General features: G+C 47.3%; 19 protein-coding genes. 4 read left to right on the forward strand and 15 right to left on the reverse strand.

The genetic code is table 11. The features are described from left to right. Positions 1-251: 251 nt before the first annotated feature. Positions 252-1,667, reverse strand: a complete 1,416-nt coding sequence (locus CVV54_07170) for a hypothetical protein (protein ID PKL04086.1) — start codon at positions 1,665-1,667, stop codon at positions 252-254. Positions 1,668-1,815: 148 nt separating this feature from the next. Between CVV54_07170 and CVV54_07175 the strand changes: the two genes are divergently transcribed. Beyond that, on the forward strand, positions 1,816-2,622 hold the full coding sequence (locus CVV54_07175) for a hypothetical protein (protein ID PKL04087.1): 807 nt from the start codon (positions 1,816-1,818) through the stop codon (positions 2,620-2,622). Then, entirely contained in the window at positions 2,622-3,263 is a 642-nt protein-coding gene (locus tag CVV54_07180; GenBank protein PKL04088.1) for a hemolysin, read from the forward strand. The genes CVV54_07175 and CVV54_07180 overlap by 1 nt, the downstream gene beginning before the upstream one ends. A 38-nt stretch (positions 3,264-3,301) precedes the next feature. Here CVV54_07180 and CVV54_07185 read toward each other — a convergent pair whose 3' ends face one another. The 6 genes from CVV54_07185 to CVV54_07210 form a co-directional block, all read right to left on the reverse strand. Then, a complete protein-coding gene (locus tag CVV54_07185) occupies positions 3,302-3,685 on the reverse strand; it encodes an aspartate 1-decarboxylase (GenBank protein PKL04089.1) in 384 nt (127 codons plus the stop codon). Next, positions 3,682-4,536 carry a pantoate--beta-alanine ligase gene (locus CVV54_07190; protein ID PKL04090.1) on the reverse strand — a complete coding sequence of 285 codons (855 nt, stop codon included), beginning with the start codon at positions 4,534-4,536 and terminating at the stop codon, positions 3,682-3,684. The genes CVV54_07185 and CVV54_07190 overlap by 4 nt, the downstream gene beginning before the upstream one ends. 55 nt (positions 4,537-4,591) lie before the next feature. Continuing rightward, complete coding sequence (gene panB, locus CVV54_07195) at positions 4,592-5,416, reverse strand: 3-methyl-2-oxobutanoate hydroxymethyltransferase (GenBank protein PKL04091.1); 825 nt, start codon at positions 5,414-5,416, stop codon at positions 4,592-4,594. Positions 5,417-5,452: 36 nt separating this feature from the next. Then, positions 5,453-6,319, reverse strand: coding sequence for a hypothetical protein (locus tag CVV54_07200; GenBank protein PKL04092.1), 867 nt, complete (start codon positions 6,317-6,319; stop codon positions 5,453-5,455). Positions 6,320-6,500: 181 nt separating this feature from the next. Beyond that, positions 6,501-7,058, reverse strand: a complete 558-nt coding sequence (locus CVV54_07205; GenBank protein ID PKL04093.1) for a hypothetical protein — start codon at positions 7,056-7,058, stop codon at positions 6,501-6,503. An 11-nt stretch (positions 7,059-7,069) separates the two neighbouring features. Next, positions 7,070-7,633 (reverse strand): hypothetical protein, encoded by a 564-nt coding sequence (locus tag CVV54_07210; protein ID PKL04172.1) that lies wholly within the window; start codon positions 7,631-7,633, stop codon positions 7,070-7,072. 255 nt (positions 7,634-7,888) lie between these two features. Between CVV54_07210 and CVV54_07215 the strand changes: the two genes are divergently transcribed. Beyond that, on the forward strand, positions 7,889-8,311 hold the full coding sequence (locus tag CVV54_07215) for a hypothetical protein (protein PKL04094.1): 423 nt from the start codon (positions 7,889-7,891) through the stop codon (positions 8,309-8,311). A gap of 23 nt (positions 8,312-8,334) precedes the next feature. Here CVV54_07215 and CVV54_07220 read toward each other — a convergent pair whose 3' ends face one another. Next, positions 8,335-9,006, reverse strand: coding sequence for a transcriptional regulator (locus CVV54_07220; protein ID PKL04095.1), 672 nt, complete (start codon positions 9,004-9,006; stop codon positions 8,335-8,337). After that, positions 8,993-10,483, reverse strand: a complete 1,491-nt coding sequence (locus CVV54_07225) for a DUF1538 domain-containing protein (GenBank protein PKL04096.1) — start codon at positions 10,481-10,483, stop codon at positions 8,993-8,995. The genes CVV54_07220 and CVV54_07225 overlap by 14 nt, the downstream gene beginning before the upstream one ends. Positions 10,484-10,753: 270 nt before the next feature. On the opposite strand from CVV54_07225, the gene CVV54_07230 reads away from it, so the two are divergent. Beyond that, positions 10,754-13,363, forward strand: a complete 2,610-nt coding sequence (locus CVV54_07230; protein PKL04097.1) for a hypothetical protein — start codon at positions 10,754-10,756, stop codon at positions 13,361-13,363. A gap of 120 nt (positions 13,364-13,483) precedes the next feature. Here CVV54_07230 and citF read toward each other — a convergent pair whose 3' ends face one another. From citF to CVV54_07260, 6 genes are all read right to left on the reverse strand, one after another. Then, positions 13,484-15,034, reverse strand: a complete 1,551-nt coding sequence (gene citF / locus CVV54_07235) for a citrate lyase subunit alpha (protein ID PKL04098.1) — start codon at positions 15,032-15,034, stop codon at positions 13,484-13,486. A gap of 1 nt (position 15,035) precedes the next feature. Beyond that, complete coding sequence (locus CVV54_07240) at positions 15,036-15,905, reverse strand: CoA ester lyase (GenBank protein ID PKL04099.1); 870 nt, start codon at positions 15,903-15,905, stop codon at positions 15,036-15,038. Further along, complete coding sequence (gene citD / locus CVV54_07245) at positions 15,905-16,174, reverse strand: citrate lyase acyl carrier protein (GenBank protein PKL04100.1); 270 nt, start codon at positions 16,172-16,174, stop codon at positions 15,905-15,907. The genes CVV54_07240 and citD overlap by 1 nt, the downstream gene beginning before the upstream one ends. 152 nt (positions 16,175-16,326) lie before the next feature. After that, on the reverse strand, positions 16,327-17,592 hold the full coding sequence (locus tag CVV54_07250) for an isocitrate/isopropylmalate dehydrogenase family protein (GenBank protein PKL04101.1): 1,266 nt from the start codon (positions 17,590-17,592) through the stop codon (positions 16,327-16,329). 129 nt (positions 17,593-17,721) lie between these two features. Further along, a complete protein-coding gene (locus CVV54_07255) occupies positions 17,722-18,216 on the reverse strand; it encodes a 3-isopropylmalate dehydratase (protein ID PKL04102.1) in 495 nt (164 codons plus the stop codon). A gap of 1 nt (position 18,217) precedes the next feature. Beyond that, positions 18,218-19,474 (reverse strand): 3-isopropylmalate dehydratase large subunit, encoded by a 1,257-nt coding sequence (locus CVV54_07260; GenBank protein PKL04103.1) that lies wholly within the window; start codon positions 19,472-19,474, stop codon positions 18,218-18,220. Between the last annotated feature and the right edge of the window lie 99 nt (positions 19,475-19,573).

Raw genomic sequence — 19,573 nt, forward strand, 5'->3', positions numbered from 1 at the left:
TCCCCTTCCTCTTTCCTGCCTGTTTCCTGTCTGAGCGGCAAAACGAGTCAATCTCATTCTGATCTCTATATATGACGAGACGATTTACACAAGGCAGGGGGATAATTTCTCCTCCACCCTGATGATCGGGGCATTGTGTTTTAAGTAATATTTTACACGATGACGAGATAAATCGATAATACAAATCCTGCTGTTTAGTTACCGGGACTGAGTTTGAGTCTGTTTTGGGGATCAATGCCGCAAGCCCTTCATCAGGAAGCAAAGTCTTCGGAATGGTTCTGGAAACGGAGGCCATCTGGCAGCGGAGAATCTTTTTTGCTTTCTCCCCCCGACTTGAACTCTGATCTGGGGGCCCACTTTTTTTCATGTTCCGGCGCTTCGAAGAGGGCAGCAGGTTTTATTATGCCCTGTTTGAATTCCCTGTTGATGGAGTCCACGGCCGAGGCTACCCTGAGTTTCTTTTCATCTCCCCCGTTTTCTTCTTCGAAGAGAGCTGCCTGCCTTCCTGCGGAAATATCTGAAAAATTAGAAAGTATGACACCGCACTTTTTATATTTGTATCCCGGGATGAAGATCTCCTTCAACATCTTTTCGGCGCTGCTCATGAGGTCTGCGTCGAGGGATACGGGCCTTATAAAAGTTGTCTCGCGGCCGTTGGCATAAAATTTTTCCGCATCAAACCTGCTTGTCGATATGAAAACAGACATTTTCCCCGTCGTCTGCCTGGCCTTGCGCAGCTGTTTCGCCGCTGAGACCGTAAAACAGAGAAGTGGATCCAGCATCTCTTCGTATGTAGTTATGGGATTTCCGAACGAACGGGAGACCATTATAGACTTTGGAGGCCTGCCGCCGGTATCCAGTGCATATGCCTGATGGCCCTTGAGTTCCCATGACGTGTAGAGACTCATTATGCCAAAAGTCTTTTTAACCCACATCTCATCTTTTTTGATAAAATCCGCAGCTGTTTTTATTCCCGACTTATCCAATTTTGTGCTTATCTTACGCCCTATGCCCCATATGTCGGCACATTCAAATTGTGACATGAAACCCATATCCATATATCTCGCCCTGTCCATCCAGAAGACTCCTCCTGTCTCCTCGTTTTTTTTACCATATTCAGTTGCCAGCTTGCAGAGGGTCTTTGTGGGAGCTATGCCTATCGATACGGGAATACGGCATTTGTCCCATATGTCTTTCTTTATAGTACGGCAGTAGGATACAGGGTCTTTTACGTTCGATATCCCTATGTTGAAAAAAGATTCATCTATAGAATATATTTCGACTGCGTCCGTGTAGAGTTTGATCCGGGACATCACTTCGGCGGATATCTCCTGGTATAAAGACATGTTTGTGGACCTGACGGCGACACCGTTGGACGCAAGCATGCTCCTTATCTTGAAATAGGGATCTCCCATTTTTACCCCCATTTTTTTGACTTCGTTGGAACGGGATATAACACAGCCGTCATTCGAAGAAAGGACTATCACAGGACAATGATCAAGGTCGTTGTCGACCCTGCGTTCGCATGAAACAAAGAAGTTGTTGCAGTCGGCAAGGGCCATAGATCTTTCATGCATAAGATCCGAAGCTTTCATTTTGTCATCACCTGCTTGATATATAATCTGACAGTATATATAACATACAGCAATCTGCATGTCAACATACAAGGTAAATTGACAATTAAAGTGTTCGATCCTGAAAACTATTGCAGTAAAAGTTTTTAATGGTCTTCGTTTTTCTCACTCCTCCAATATGGACACAAAAGTGATAATATTAGGAGACTATGACCACATGGCCTAAGGAGGCATTAGGTTGATGAGCGGCACAAGGCTTGAGTTTCTTATCGTTGATCCGCAGAACGATTTCTGCGACCCCAAAGGAACCCTCTACATTCCCGGAGCCCGAGAGGATTCTCTCAGGCTTTCGGATACGATAAAGAGACTCAGGGATAAGATCAGCCATATAAGCGTTACTCTTGATACCCACCGTCTTATAGACATTGCCCATCCAATCTTCTGGGTCGATCATGAAGGCAGACACCCAGCCCCTTTCACACTCATCACGAAGGATGACCTCAAAAAGGGACTGTGGAGAACCTCTCTCCCGGATCACATGGATAGGGCTGTTCGCTACGTAGATGAGCTGGCAAAAAACGATCGATACGTGCTCTGCATCTGGCCTCCGCACTGCCTGATAGGATCCTGGGGACAGTCTGTAACAACTCCTGTCTACGATGCTCTGCTCGAGTGGGAAAAGAATTTTTCTTTAGTCGACTACACCTTAAAGGGACTCAACATGTGGACCGAACATTATTCCGCACTCAAAGCCGATGTTGAGGACCCGGAAGATCCGGCCACCAGACTAAACGAAAAACTTATAAATAGGCTCCGTGAGGCAGACATCATAGCCATATCGGGACAGGCGCTTTCGCACTGCGTCGCAAACAGCGTCAGGGACCTGGCAGACAACTGGGACGAAGAAGATATCAAAAAATTAGTGCTGCTGACAGATACTACAAGCTCTGTAAAAGGATTTGAAAAATTAGGTGAAGATTTCGTCCGCGAGATGACCGGGCGCGGGATGCAGGTCTGCACATCAGATGATTTTGGGAGGAACTTCTAATGGGAAAATTTTTTCGTGAGCCGGCAAGCGGGTTCAGCCATCTTGTCGGAGCACTGCTATCCGTAGCCGGGCTGATCTTACTGCTCTATGTGGCCATAACGAACAGGGACGTGTGGCAGATAGTCTCCTTTTCGATATTCGGAGCAAGCATGATTCTCCTTTATTCTGCAAGCGCAACATATCACCTTGTCAATGCCTCCGAAAAAGCAATACGTATACTTCAGAAGATCGACCACAGTATGATATTCGTGCTCATAGCAGGGACATACACTCCGATATGCCTGACCCTGCTGAGGGGACGGCTGGGCTACTGGCTTCTCGCCCTTATATGGTCCTGTGCCGCCGCCGGAATAGTGATGAAGATGTTCTTCTTTGATATACCAAGACTGCTTTACACCGGGGTATACCTGATAATGGGCTGGATCGCGGTCTTCGTCATAGTACCCCTTTACAGGGCAGGCGGACCTCTTCCTCTCATATGGCTGCTCGCCGGAGGACTTTTCTACACAGCCGGAGGGATCATCTACGCCATAAAAAAACCGGACATTTTACCCGGATGGCTCGGCTTCCATGAGATCTTCCACATTTTCGTTATACTTGGCAGCGCGGCCCACTACGTTATGATACTTCGCTTCTGCTAACACGGGATAAATAAGAGCCGGGCTTCTGCCCGGCTCTTTTATCTTACCTCTCCATGTTCCTCGGAACCTTTGATCTCCAGGATCGCATTGCCGCTCCCCACAAATACTATTTTAGGGGAATGGCTCTCCGCCTCTTCGGAATCGACCTGACAGTAAGCAAGTATTATCACTTTATCACCGGGGTGTACCAGACGGGCCGCCGCTCCGTTCAGGCATATCACACCGCTGCCGCACTCTCCCTCTATGACATAAGTTTCAAGTCTGCTGCCATTGTCTATGTCCACTACGCTGACTTTTTCATATTCAAGTATGCCCGACGCTTCCATCAGGTCTTTGTCTATGGTTATGCTGCCAACGTAATTTAGATTCGATTCTGTTACTGCTGCCCTGTGTATTTTTGCCTTTAGCATAGTAAGTATCATTTTGTGTCTCCTTCGAAGGTAAAATTATCTATCAGCCTTGTCTTCCCGAAGTAGACAGCGGCTGCCGCAAGAACCGGCTTCTCTATCTTTTCAACAGGGCTGAGATCCGCTGAGTCCACTATTTCAGCATAATCTATCTTTACAAGCGGTTCGGAGGAGATACCTGCAACTATAGCCTCTCTTATTTTCACAGAATCTTTTTCGCCCTTACGCATAAGTTCCTTTGCTGCGCTGAGGCTTCGGGAGAGTGAGAGCGCGGCTTTTCTTTCCTCAGGTGAAAGGTAGAGGTTCCTCGAACTCATCGCCAGCCCGTCAGGCTCACGGACTATGGGACAGGAAACGATCTCTGTCCCGAAGTTGAGATCTTTGACCATCCTCCTGATTATCGCGAGCTGCTGGGCGTCCTTCTCCCCGAAATATGCCCTGTCAGGCAGGACGATGTTGAAAAGTTTCGAGACTACCGTGCATACTCCGCGAAAATGTCCGGGCCTTTTCGCTCCGCACAGTCCATTGCCGAGTTCTTTTATGTCTACGAAGACAAGGTTTTCAGATGGGTACATCTCTGACGGTTCGGGTGCGAAGATGAGTTCTGCACCGGCTTTTTCACAGACTTCCCTGTCGTGCGCCATGTCACGCGGGTATTTATCCAGGTCTTCGTTGGGACCGAATTGGATCGGGTTTACAAAGATACTGACCACGACCATGTCATTTTCTTTTCTGGCCCTCTCTATAAGGCTTATATGCCCGGGGTGCAGATATCCCATGGTCGGTACCAGACCGACGGAGAAACCTCGTTTTTTCCAGTTCCCTATTACCTCTCTGGTTTCCTGAACACTGCCTGATATTATCATTTTATCCTGTTTCACACCTTTCATTGTTCAGTTTTTCAAGATGAGAAAAGCTGATCTATAGTTTTTCAATTATTTCTGGATCTATCGTGAAGGAGTGCTCCGCTGTCGGGAAGGCTCCGTTCCTGACCTCTTCAGCGTATTTTCTTATCCCCTCTTGCATAGACGCACCTGCATCGGAGAATACTTTTACGAATTTAGGCCTCATATCCGGGAACATGCCGAGCATGTCGTGAAAAACGAGCACCTGACCATCGCATGAAGCCCCTGCTCCTATGCCTATCGTAGGTATAGATACTGCCTCGGTTATTTTTTGAGAGAGGGCTGCAGGAACGCATTCGAGCGTGATAGAAAATGCGCCCGCATCTTCCAGGCGTTTCGCATCATCGATCAGTTTTTTCGCTGTCTCCAGCTGACGCCCCTGGACTTTAAAGCCGCCCAAAATATTTACTGACTGGGGGGTAAGACCTATGTGTCCCATGACTGGGATCTGCGCCTTTACTATGGCCTTTACGTGGCTAAGGACATCAGTTCCTCCCTCAAGTTTTACTGCTTCGGCATATCCTTCCTGGACAAGTCTGCCTGCATTCCTGACCGCTTCTTCGACAGAGACTTGGTATGACATGAATGGCATGTCGGAGATCAGGAGCGCCTCGGCCCTTCCCCTTGAAACAGCTTTCGTATGGTGGATCATATCCTCCATAGTCACCCTCAGTGTGTCCTTGTAGCCCAGACATACCATCCCAAGCGAATCTCCGACCAGTATTGCGTCTATGTCGCATGGATCTGCAAGCCTGGCCATAGAATAGTCGTAGGCAGTCATCACGACCAGCTTTCTTCCCTTTGACTTTGCTTCGAGAAATGTGGCTGTTGTTTTTTTCATGATCTTAGTCCTTTCATCTTTTTCATTCAGGCAAGCTCATAAGTTTTTTTCAAGGAGTTCCAGCAACTTGGATTGATCCCTTCCCGGATGCTTTACCTTCGAAAGTTTTGCCAGTTTTTTTGTAAGCAAACTGTAAATCAGCCTCTCATCTTCTTCCATTACGTCCAGATGTTTCATGATCGTATCGGTGTCATTACGCTCGACAGGTCCTGTAAGGGAGCCCGGAAAACCTTTCTTGGCTATATTTTCAATATTTCCTCTGATAAGGGGCAGCAGTGCCTCAATTGCTTCTTCCTTTTTCACACCGCATTTTTCAAAAGACTCTGTCCCAATGCTCAGAAGCGCTGTGACGAGATTCGAGACCATTACGTTCGAAGCATGATAGAGGGCTTTTTTGCTTTTGTCTATAACGAAGATCCTGTTTCCAGTACGCATAAAGATCTCTCTCACTTCACCAAGTTTCTCTTTCGCTCCTTCGAGCGTAAAGCAGGCTTTCTCGACTCCTTCGAAATATCCATCTTTTCCGCTGAAGGCAAACATTGGATGGACAGAATAGCCGAAAGAACTTTTTGCCGCTATACCGTCGAAGATATCTGAGGAAAGCGACCCGCTCAGATGACATACGATCCTGTCTCTGATATCGCATTTTCGGAGCTCTTCCCAGACTTCGGCTATGGCACCGTCAGGAGTCGAAACAATTATAATATCGGAGGCGGCGGCAAGGTCAGACAGAGCAGTAAAGGCTTTGGAGGATGTCAGCTCAGCAGCTGAAATAGCTGACTTCCTGCTGCGGCTCAAGTATCCCGAAATTTCCAATCCTTTGCTGCGAAAATATGCCCCCAGGGATACACCGGCTTTTCCTGCCCCGATAAAGCTAATACACACTCTCTTTTTGTCATCCAATCAAACCATTCTCCTCTCATTTTCAGAAAAAATCATTTGCCGGATCAACTCGGAAACAATAGCACAGACAATGCCGCAGAGGCAACGTTTATGTTAAATGCAGAATGTAAGTATATAAAAGGGGCGGATCCCTGAGGATCCGCCCCCTTGAATATAATTAATTATCTGATGTGCCTGATTCTTATGCTCTGCGCTTGTCAGGCATAAACCAGGCTATCGCCATAAATACTACACCCATTACAAGCAAACCAACGTACCCTATCTCTGTTACTGAAGGGTATTTGTCCGATATCCTGAACAGGGTCATCTTGCCAAAGTTAAAGGACTTAAATATTCCCATCGCTTCAAAATTTCCGTACATAAGGGAGAATATCAGGGCTCCGATTATGCCTCCAAGAGCTATCATAAGCGCCTGTTTATAGACATTTGTACCTATGGCAGCAAATGACGTTCCCGGGCATGAGCCCACCATTCCGAAACCTACTCCAAAGATAAGGCCACCGATGATCACTCCGAGATGCATCGTCTTGACGCTTAGGTGTGATAGGTTGAGTATCCCCAACATGTTGAAAGCGAAAAGAAGCACATTCGAAAGCCCTATTGCGAAGAGTATTATCTTGAAGACTGTAAGGTCCTCCAGTCTGAGCATCTGGCGCATTTTGACAGGGCTTGCGGCATCAGCCAGATACAGAGCGGCTCCAAATAGCACTCCTGTTGCGAGACCGATAAAAAGATCCATTCTGATACCTCCTATCCCAGTTTCTTCAGCGCTTTGGCAACTGGTATCGCTACAACAAAGGCACATGCCGCGAAGACAAAACCGCTTATGCTTCCCTGCATGATACCGCTCATCATGTGACCGCTAGTACAGCCGTCGGCAAGCCTGGCGCCGAAGACGAATATAAATCCGCCCAAGATCTCACGTATGTAATATTTCTCAAATGCAGACTTTGGTCCTGATACCCTTAGCGCATCCTGTGCCATCTTGTTCCTCTTGTTGGGATCCATGCTCCACGCTATGAATCCGCCGAGAGGTATGGCAAGCAAAAACACCATCGCGAAGTTGAGCGGGTTCTTTATATCTTTCGCAAGAGACCCTTCGCTTTTGTCATAATAAGCATTAGTGCTGCGATATCCGCTCTTACGTGAACTGTCCTCCGTAATTACCGAGGGATCTATCACGCTGTGGATCATTCCTCCTATCATCGAAAACTGGGTCGAGACTCCAACCGGTTTGATAACGAGGACTGAAACCGCAAAAACAAGTCCCAAAAAGATCGCTTTGAACACCCAACCGTGAGAATTTCCATTCATCTCCATTTCCGCCTCCTTTGTAATGGTGTAAATTTATATAATATTCATTTATATAAATATTATATACGATGCTGGTATCACTGTGTGTGACCAAGTCACACACACGTTGGTTTTACGATAGGTAAAAACACCTACTCGGGCACATTCCCTCAACTTCTAACCTCTGCGTTTGGTATTGATCTTGGACAAGAGCTTACGGAGGAAAAATGAAGTAAAATCTTTTTTAGCAAATAGTTTGAAAAATTATCATTAGGAGTGATCCTATGTATACGAGTCACGAGGTATCAGGACTCTCTTAATGTGATCACCGATGTTGTAATAAAAAGAAAGAACCAACTTCTTTCTTCGGTGTTTCTCGTTCTGATACTTATGATATCGGCTTCGATACTTATGTATGGAATTGAGCACGAAGCACAGCCGTATGTATTCAAAAACGCATTTTCGGGTTTCTGGTGGGCAACTTCTACGCTTCTAACCGTAGGTTATGGTGATATTTATCTCATTACCACACTTGGCGAAGTGATAGGCATAATCCTTACCTTTCTGGGGATGGGCATGGTAGCCATTCCTACAGGCATACTCTCAGCAGGATTCATAGAACACCTTAATGAGATCGAAGATCCCAAAAAGGAAGAAGGGACTGAATACTGTCCCCGTTGCGGGCATAAAATACGATAACAGGAACGGAGCAAACTGCCTCCTTACTTTGCGAGCCCGTAGACTTTGCTTACTTCCTGGACAAAAATGATACCCTTTCCGGCTTCCTCAATATCCAACTTTTGCCTGATAGAGGAGACTATCGCTTCAGCATCTTTTTTTTCTGAGAGTATCATTACTATTTCTTTTTCCGGTTCGATATCCATGAAAAACAGTTTGCTTGTTTCGTGAATTCCCGAACCCCTGGCGTTGATTATCGTGCCTCCCCTTGACCCTGCGGCAGTGGCCGCGTCGATGACATCTTCTGCCTTGCCTTTGTTTACTACGACTGTTATCGCACAGTGCATTACCACTTCACCACCTTCCTCCCTGTCTGCCTCTGTAGCCTTACATGGGGCAGAACCAACAACTTCACTTACACCGGTCGTAAAAGCTATCCCGTGGTTTGGTTTTTCAAATTTAAATTTATTATCAAGGGACTCAAGTGTGTACTTGGCCATTGTTTTAGTTGATACCATCAGTACTATTTCCTTACGGATGTCCGACAAACCCAGAAAATCGGCAAATTTGTCATTAGCCGTGCCTTTTGCAAGTATTATCGTCCCTCCGGTCATCCCGCACTTTTTTGCCGTCTGCATGACCTTGCTTCCCTTGCCGAAATTAACGATTATCCACACAAGTTCGAAGCATTCTTTTTTAGTATCACTGATCACCATCGGGACCTCCCTTCTTTGTTTTCATCTGAAAGACCGCACCCAATATCTGCAGAGCAATTATTGGAGTCATTGCTACCATGGCGATCATGCCGAATCCGTCGGCAAGAACACTTGCGTTCTCTGCAGCATCAGCCGCCCCATGGGCAAAAGCCAGTATAAATGTGGCAGTCATAGGTCCGGATGCTACTCCTCCCGAATCAAAGGCGATACCGACAAAGAGTCTCGGCACATAATATGACATCGTGATAGATATTATGTATCCCGGAAGTAGAAAGTGCCAGAGCTTTATCTGGGGACTGAGGATATTCACCATCGCAAGAGCAACAGCAACGCCGACTCCAATGCTCAGCGTTCCCACTACCAGACTCCTTCTGACGTAACCGCTTGTTACCTCTTCGACTTGATGAGTCAATACGTAAACTGCAGGTTCAGCAAGTATAGTCACCAGTCCAAGTATAAATCCGACTAAGACAAGATAAGCATTGTTATCAAATAAAACAAGTTTGCGTCCAATCAGGCTTCCTACTTCCATAAAGCCGCCGTTTACACCTGTAAGGAAAAGGACCAGTCCCACAAAAGCAAAAATAAGACCTGTAAATATTCTTCTTACCGCTTTTTTTGAAAGTTTAAAAGATATTTTCTGGAATATTGCAAAGATAACTATTACAGGTAAAAGCGCCAGAATGACCTCTTGTGCAATCACCGGTATTTTCTCTGCAAATGGGCCCATTATTGAGAGGGAAGAGGCATCTGCTGCCGGAAGACTTCCCGTGAGTCTCTCCGTCTTTGAGAATATGCCCATCAGCATCACTGCAATTATCGCCCCTGCAGATGCTATCGCTACCATTCCGAAGCTGTCGATCTCAGATGCCTTACTGTCTTTTTTCAGGGCTGAGACGCCTATTGCAAGGGCAAGTATGAAAGGCACAGTTACCGCTCCGGTGGTAGCCCCGGAAGAATCAAAGGATATCGCCAGAAATTCTTCGGGAGTGAACCAGGCCAACAGAAATACAATTAGATAAAGACCTGTCAAGATCTTGTTGAGCGGCACATTGTAGACTATCCTCACAAAGCCAAGGGAAAGCATCAGCGCAATGCCGGCGGATACTACAATTACAATGCTAAATTTTTCTATGCTCGCCGAAGTGATGTTTTCCACCTGCTGTGCAAGAATATGAAGGTCCGGCTCAGCTACTGATATTGCAAAACCCAGTACAAGACCTGCTGAGATGACTATCCACAGCTTGTTTGTTTTCGCAATTGAGGCTCCCATCTGGTTGCCTATCGGTGTAATTCCTATGTCGACTCCGAGCAGGAATATGGAAAGCCCTACAACTATAAAAAGAGCTCCGGCGAGGAATCTTATGAAAAGATGCGTTCCAAGGGGAGTTAGGGTAAAGTTCAGAACGGTAACTATAAGAGTGATAGGCAGGACCGCAAGCAGAACTTCTCGGAACTTCTCCCTAAGGACTTCCAAAGCAGCACCCCCCTCTTTTCCAGATAGCTACATCATATGTTTAGTACATTTTAACTTTGTTATAAGTAATAGCATTCTTGATTATAACAAAGAAACCTTTATTTATGATCTTAAGGACTATAACGGCAAAACGGCTTACTTTGACCATCAAAGTTGACTATTCTGTAAATTGTAAAATGACTGTATAATCCATTGAGATCACGTCCATTTTAAGATCAGACTGAGAATAACAATTTTTGCTATCCTTGGTCCTCTTTAACAGGTGATGAGATGAACCAACCGTTCAGTTTCACAGAAAAACATTACAGGGAATTTATTGAAAACACTTCCGAACTGATCCTTTGCATGGACGCAAAGGGCTGTTTTGTCTATGTCAACAGGTCGTGGAAAGAAAAAATAGGCTACAGTGAAGGAGAAGCATATGCCATGACCATATGGGACATAATACATCCGGATCATATGTCCAAGTGCATGGATCATTTCAGAAAGGCCTGTGAGGGAGACCTTACAGACTGCTGTACAAAATCTATCGAAACAGCTTTTGTCTGCAAAGATGAGAAAGTTATCTTCGCAGAAATGAACAGCAGCTGCATGATCGAAAGATGTGGCGAGGAAAAATTCGTTATGTGCTCTTTTAGTGACATCACTTTCCGTAAAAAAGCAGAAGAACAGATTGCTTCCCTGGCCACACTCGTTGAACAGAGCGATGACATGATAGCCTTCAAAAACATGGATCTTCAGGTAGTGGCTGCGAATGTTTCGTACGCAAAACTTGCGGGCTATGATTCAGTAAAAGATGTCATAGGAAAGAACTGTACAGAGATCTTCGGGATCTCTCAGGACAGCGGTCCCGGAAAATTCTACCTTGATCAGGATCGAAAAGCTCAGAAACTTAAACCGGGCGAATATTTGCTTGTTGAAAACATCCTCGACCAGCCCAAATATAAAGACAGAAACATCCTTTCTAAAAAATTTCCGATATTCGACTCTGCCGGCAGGGTGATAGGAACAGGAGACATAATAAGGGAAACTACTGAGTTCAAAAAGACCCAGACAAGACTCTACGAAAGCCAGCAGCATTTCAAGCTTCTCGTTGACCAGATGCTTCACGGGCTTGCCGTCCACGAAATAATATGCGATGAAAACAACGTGCCGGTCGATTACAGGTTTATAAGTGTAAATAAAAAATTTGAAGAACAGACAGGCCTCAGAGAAAAGGATGTTGTCGGCAAGACTGTGCTTGAGGTGCTCCCAAAAACTGAGAGTATATGGATAGAAAGGTACGGAAGGGTGGCTCTGACCGGAGAACCTGTCCAGTTTGACAGTTACTCTGCCCATTTTGACAAGTGGTACGGGGTCTCTTCATATTCGCCAAAATTTGGACAGTTTGTCGTAATAATGGACGACATTACTGAAAGAAAAAAACTTGAAGAGGCCCTTCATCTTGAGAAAGAACAGATAGAAAAGACTCTTCTCTCTGTAGGCGATGGCGTTATTTCGACGGACAAAAACGGACGAATACAACTTATGAATAAGGCTGCTGAAAACCTTACCGGATGGAAGCTGAAAAACGCTTTGGGGATGAAAATAGAGGATATTTACGATATAAGAGATGAGACAACGAAGGAAAAAATAGGTTCTCATTTTGGCAGGGTACTCCAAAAGGGAGACCAGATAAACAACTCCAACCACAAGCTGCTTATCTCAAAGAACGGAGTTGAACTCTATATAGAGGACTCTTCAGCTCCGATAAAGGACAGCAGGGGAAATATCTCTGGAATGATCCTTGTTTTCCGCGACAGCACAGAAAAGATCGAGAGGCTAAAACAAGTAGAATACCTCAGCCTTCACGATCACATGACCAGCCTTTATAACAGAAAATATATGCAGGATTCCATAAAGAGGCTCGACACAAAACGCAACCTTCCGTTCTCTGTTATTTACATGGACGTCAACGGTCTTAAGCTGGTCAACGATTCTTTAGGACACGAGATGGGCGACAGGCTTATCATATCTGTGGCAAATGCGCTTAAAGGCATGCTCAGAAGTGACGACATCGTTGGGAGGATCGGCGGTGACGAGTTCCTTGTGCTGCTTCCAAAAACAGACATCGAAAGTACAGAAAGGGTAGCGGAAAGGATAGAGAGCACCGTTTCAGATACAAAAATCGGTTCTCTTGTCCCGTCTGTCGCATTCGGCTGCGCAGTTAAAACTGAAGATGATCAGAATATTTTAGAAACACTAAAGAGAGCCGAAGCTTCAATGTATAAGGGAAAATTGAAGAGCAGCAAGATAATGAGAAATTCTATGATAAAAAATCTGATCAAGTTATTAGAGGACAAATATGATGTTTCAAAGCACCATTCTAAAAGGGTCATGTACTACTGTGAAAAGATCGCCATCGCTATGGGGTTTACTGAAAAAGAGACAGCGGACCTTAAAACAACCGCATTGCTCCATGACGTCGGAGAGGTAGTTATACCGGCGTCTCTGCTGAACAAACCAGAGAAGCTGTCTGATGAAGAATATGAGCAGATCAAAATACACTCCGAAAAAGGCTATCAGATCCTTAAATCCATAGACGAATACTCGGCTTTGGCGGAATCTGTACTCCAGCACCACGAAAGATGGGACGGCAAGGGCTACCCTGATGGCCTCAGGGAAGGCGACATACTTCTCCATTCAAGGATAATAAACGTGGCGGACGCCTATGAGGCGATGACCTCAGACAGGCCTTATAAAAAAGCAATGACCCAAAAAGAGGCGGTAGATGAGCTTAAAAAGTGCCGGGGGGAACAGTTTGACCCGCAAATAGTGGATATTTTTATTGAAAAGGTCCTGTTGAAAAAAAATCAGTACGCTGACGTCAATCTTTCCTGAGCGAGGGCACAAGGCAGTAGGAAACTTTAATTAAGCAAACATAAGAGCCGACCAGGACATCCAGACAATGTCCAGGCCGGCTCTTGAACGTTCATCAAGCCTTACGGCTTCTATCCGCTGTTATTTTGTTTTCAGCTGGTGAACGACGTCAATGACCGTTCCATCGCGCCATTCGACAATACCTATGATGCGGTCTTCTGTTTCGACAGGGTCGGTAGGACCGGACATCTTGTGCGCCCTTGAGACCAATTCGTCCATTGAAACGATCGGGAGCCCTTTGACTGCTGAGCAGGCATCAAGAAGGTCCTTACGCTTCGGGTTGATGGTAATTCCATATTCTGTGACAATAGCATCAACGACCTCACCGGGCGTGGTTACGCTGTAAACGTTGTCCGTCACACAGGGAATACGTCCGCGAAGCAGCGGCTGGGCAATTATCGTAAGTTTAGCTCCTGCGGCAGTGTCCTGGTGTCCCCCTGTGCCGTGGAGCAGTGCTCCATCAGCCTCAGTGTTGACGTTGGCATTGAAGTTTACGTCAACTTCCGTGGCTCCGAGAATGACTACGTCAAGCATATTGACAGCAGCTCCCGAATTCCATGGGTTGGCGTACCAGTCAGCTGATATTTCGATATGTTTCGGGTTTTCACCGATAGAGCGGACAGCTTCGAGGTCAAAAGACTGAACGTCCATGAGCCTTTCGACCAGACCCTCTTTCAGCAGTTCAACGAAATAGCCTGTTATTCCGCCAAGACCGAAGCTTCCCTTGATACCCTTCTTGATCATGGCTTCTTTCATAAAAGCCGTGACTGCAAGGGGTATTCCGCCTGCACCAGTCTGGAAGGAGATACCCTCTTTAAAGTAGGGGCTTGCTTCGATCAGCTCGGATGCATACTTCGCGATAAGAAGGCGGAGCGGATCCCTGGTGACCTTCGTAGTCCCGGAAACTATGCCTGCGGGATCTCCGATGCTCGGGACCTCTACTACTATGTCAACATTGAGCTGGGAAATCGAGACAGGAGCTGCGGGGTAAGGCTGAAGATTGTCTGTGACCGCAACAACACAGTCCGCATACTGGGCGTCGGTAAAAGCGTATCCAAGGGATCCGCACGCGGACTTTCCCTGAGTTCCGCAGATGTTTCCGTACTTGTCCGCTGTGGGAGCTGCTATGAAGGCAACGTCTATGTGGACATCACCTGACGCAACTGCGCGCGGACGGCCGCCATGGCTCCTCAGTACTACGGGAACATCCATTCCGCCCTCTGATACGAGCTGTCCGATAGGTCCGTTGACTGAGCCCATTATTCTTGTTATGACTCCGCTTTTGATGTGCTCGATCAGTTTTTTGTGTACACCGAAGAGAGCTGTGGGGAAAAGTGTCAGGTTTTTAATGCCCATCTCTGCACAGGCATCTATTACCATGTTGACGACAAAGTCACCGTTGCGGAGGTGGTGGTGGAATGATACAGTCATTCCGCTTTTAAGGCCTGATGCCGCTATCGCTGCCTTTATGTCGCTTACTCGCTTGTCGGTACAGGTGCTGTTAACGCAACGGATCTTTCCGCCTGCCCTGTATCCTTCAGGCTTTAAGGCAAAAGCGCCCTGGAAGAGCTTTGTTTTGCCGTATCCTTCAATAAAGTCAGGTATCTCACGGCCTAGTGCGTTCTTTGCCATCTTACTTCACCTCCAAAAGTCCGGCCTTGACAAGAGTGTATTCCGCTCTCTTGACGACCGGGATATCGACCATTCTTCCGTCAACAGAGACCGCGCCCTGACCTCGTTCCGCGGCTTCTTTTGCCGCCGCAACTATCTTAAGGGCCTTTTCTATTTCCAGCTCTGTCGGGTTGAAAACATTATGTATGATCGGTATCTGGTTTGGATGAATGACACTCTTTCCTTCAAAACCAAGCTGCTTTATGAATTCCGTTTCCTTGCGCAGTCCAGCGTCATCCGTCACTCTCGGGAATACGGTGTCGATCGGGTCTACCCCTGCCGCTCTGGCAGCAAATACTAGCATCCGGCGTGCCCAGTCAAGTTCGGTCCCTTCGCTTGAACGGCTCGTCTTAAGGTCTGCCGTCAGGTCTTCTCCGCCTGGTATTATCGCTGCAACGCGGGGAGATGCCGAGGCTATGTCAAATGCATTCCAGATCCCCTTCGCTGTCTCAAGAAGACAGAATATCTTGGTCCTTCCAACGGGGATCCCGTTTTTATCTTCTATTATCGAGAGCTCTTCATCGATGATCTTAACTGTTGCTGCATCATCGACCTTTGGAGCCCTTATCCCCTGCAGTGCCGGGAAAGGAACTACTGCTGCAAGGTCATCTTTCCAGTATTCCGTATCGACTCCGTTTATGCGGACCGTTACCTCACAGCTCCCGAACTCGCCCTGTTTCAGGAAATGCTGGACAAGTATCCTTGCTGTGTCCTTTTCGGCCATTGCAACAGCATCTTCAAGGTCAAGGACAAGACCGTCAGAACCAAAGAGATATCCGCGCGTTAGCATGTTTGGATTATTTCCGGGGAGATAGAGCATTGTACGGCGCATTATCTCTCACCTCCGATAAGCCTTTTTACAGCGGCTTCAACTCTTGCTCCAAGAACGATATCCAGGGCTCCGTTGTCCTGGATCGAAATATCAATATCTTTTACACCCATCGAAACGATCACTTCAGCCGTCTTCTTTTCCATAGCTGACTTGAACCTTGCAGCGCTGCTTCCGGCTATTTGAATTTTCACACCGGCACCCTGAGCTGCTTTTGATACCGTAACAAGGCAGTCCATTGATTCCAGTGTTCCAGCCTGAGCTGTGTTCATGGTATTTTACCTCCCTGTTCATCTCATGGAGAAACGGTCCGCCTGCCCGTCTCAACTGAGAGCTGGGAAGGCAGACCGTTTATTTGTTTAGTTTTTTGATCTTTCAGTTTTGCCGCTTCGCTTAAACTGCAAAGCTAATTTAACTTTAGTACTTAATCGTTGAATCCTATGAGGCTGGCCTCATCCCATGCGCACATCTTGTTGACTTTGGCTTTTGCCGCTTCAAGTTTCGCGCCCTTGAATTCAGGATCGATCTTTCCTGCGATGGCTGCCGCCATGTCGATAGTGCTGGCTGCGTTCTTTTCCCAGTCAGGATCTCCGCGGAAGTCGCGAAGAACGTCGTATGTAAGGGTTCCGGACTTGTCTTCGGTAAGAACTTCGCCAAGAGCCTTTTCAATCTTGGCTGCAGATTCATCAAGGCCAAGGTATTCCAGCATCATCTTTGCAGTGAGGATCATTGCGCTAGGGTTGACCCTGTACTGATGTGCGTACTTCGGTACTGAACCGCTGCTGGGCTCAAAAATAGCAGCTTCTTTACCGATGTTTCCACTCGGTGCAAAACCCAGTCCGCCGGTAAGCTGCGAAGCTTCATCAGAAAGGATATCGCCAAAGACGTTGCTTGCGACCACAACGCTGTAGTCCTGTGGACTTTTGATGAACCACATTGCTGTAGCATCGGCGTTCTCTTCGGTACCCTTGATGCCGAACTGCTCGTATTCTTTTGCGATCTCCAGGAATATCCTCTTCATCATTCCGTCCGTTTCACGGATGACGTTTGCCTTGTTGCAGCAATGTACCGTCTTGCGTCCAGTCGCCTTCGCATATTCGAATGCAGCGCGGATGATACGCTCGCAGCCGTCCTTCGAGAATACACGCCATGATACTGCTACTTCGCGGCCTTTGAATCTTTCCATTCCCTTGTGGAGGTCGAACATCGCTTCGGGAAGCGGGTAGAACTCAACCGCCGCATAAAGGTCTTCTGTGTTTTCACGGAACATTACTATGTCAATTTTGGGATCCTTTGCAAGAGGAGTTCCGATCCCGGGGAGTTTCTTCGCGGGACGGATGTTTATGTAGAGGTCGAAAAGCTGACGCATCTGGAGGATAGCTGATTTGAATCCTTTTACTCCTGCCTTTGATGTGATCGCTGCCATGAGTGTTGCGTCTGTTTCACGAATCGATTTGATGGTTTCAGGCGGGACCGTGTTGCAGCGGGGGTCGCCTTCACCGAATTTCTTGTTTGATTTTTCCCACATGCACCAGCCAAGGTCAGCGCGGACCCAGTCGATGGGCAGATTGAGGGATTCGAGGACCAGAAGCGCGCCCTCCATCATGTCAAAACCAGAGTCATCTCCGGCCATGTAACATACCTTGTAGCGATCCTTCTGTTCCTTAACTTTGAGAACATTTCCTGACATATTATTTCCTCCTCTTAATTTTACTTTATATTTGATAGCCATCCGATCCATCTTTGCATTAAAGCAAGATCCTGTTTAAGATCCGGACCGGGTGGTCTAAAACCTGTGATACCTGACTTCTGTCAGACCTTAGGCGAGTCCCAGCGACTTCTTGACGTGAGGGATAAGTCCGCCGTCTTTGATCAGCCCCTGTACAAACTCGGGGTATGCCGGAAACTTGAACTCTTTTCCGCCTGCAATAATCACGCCGCTTTCGAAATCGACCTCTACTTCGTCGCCCATACTGATGGCGTCAACTGCCTCGGGGCATACGATGATCGGAAGGCCCTCGTTGAAACAGTTGCGATAGTAGATACGTGCGAAGCTCTTCGCAATGATAACTGCGATGCCGCGCTCTTTAATGCATGATACAGCCTGTTCACGGCTGGAGCCGCATCCCCAGTTTTTGCCACCAACGATTATATCGCCCGGTTTGGCGTTCTTGTTGAACTCCATGTCAAGGTCCTCAAGAGCTACCTTTGCCATGTCAGAGCGTTCCTTTATGGTGTACGTGTACTTACCGGGGAAAATGACGTCTGTGTTTACGTCGTCGCCGTATTTCCAAACTTTACCTTTGACAGACATGTTAAAGCGCCTCCCTCGGATCGGAGATCTCGCCCTTGAGGGCGGATGCTGCGACCATCATCGGGCTTGCAAGGTAGATGAAGCTGTCCTTGTCGCCCATGCGGCCCTTAAAGTTACGGTTTGCTGTGCTGATAGCTGCTTCTTCCGGTGCAAGGATACCTTCGTGGTTGCCCATGCAGGGTCCGCAGCCCGGGTTGCAGATAACGCAGCCTGCATCAAGGAACACATCCAAAAGTCCCTCTTTCATTGCCTGACGGTAGACTATCCAGGAAGCAGGGATGACTATTGTACGAACAGCTACTCTTTTGCCCTTGAGAATGGCCGCCGCCGCGCGGAGATCTTCGATACGCCCGTTGGTGCAGCTTCCAAGGAATGCCTCATGGATCTTTGTGCCCTTAACTTCGCTGATCGGGCCATAGTTGTCCACTTTGTGGGGTTTTGCCACGCCGGGTTCGATGTCGCCGAGGTCATAGTGGTACTCAGCCGCGTATACCGCGTCTTCGTCTGCCCAGAGGGGCTCCCAGCGATCACACTTAGCGTTGTCCTTTATTGCGTCAAGGACTTTCTGGTCGGGTCTGCATACTGCGTTCTTTGCTCCGAACTCAATACCCATGTTGCAGAGGGTCATCCTCTCGGCGATACTCATGTTCTCGATTCCGTCGCCGTGGAACTCCACGCTCATGTAGTCAGCTCCGTCAGCTTTTACGTCTCCGATGAACTTAAGGATAAAGTCCTTTGCGGATACGCCCGGCTTGAATTTGCCGGTCACTACAACTTTCATGCTTTCAGGGACTTTGAACCAGATCTTGCCTGTTGCCCATGCAGCTGCCATCTCTGAACGTCCTATGCCTGTCGAGAACGCTCCATATGCTCCGTATGTACAGGTGTGGCTGTCGCTTCCTACCATGATAAGTCCGGGAAGTGCAAAACCTTCCTCGCACATTTTCTGGTGGCAGACTCCGCCGTCACTGGTCACGTCGTAGAAATGTTTGATGCCCTGCTCTGCCGAGAACTCGCGGACTTCCTTGTGGTTTACCGCGTGGTCGCTGGAAGGCGCCGGGATCGCGTGGTCGAGGATAAATACGATACGCTCGGGCTTCCAAACGTTTTTAACGCCAATTTTCTTGAATGTTCTTGCGATAGGAGCCCCGTTGTCGTGGCTCATGCACCAGTCAGGTTCGACTGTTACGACCTGATTGGCTACGACATCATAGCCCGCAGCTCTGCCAAGTGCCTTTTCGGCAAATGTCTTGCCCATCTTACTTTCACGCTCCCTGTCTGAATATATTAAAAGTTTATGATCTGTATGCGCGGTACTTATCTTAAGAGTGAAGCGGCCGTCATTATTATTTTTTGA

It is taken from the genome of Synergistetes bacterium HGW-Synergistetes-1 (genome assembly GCA_002839185.1).
Lineage (GTDB): Bacteria > Synergistota > Synergistia > Synergistales > Synergistaceae > Caenicola.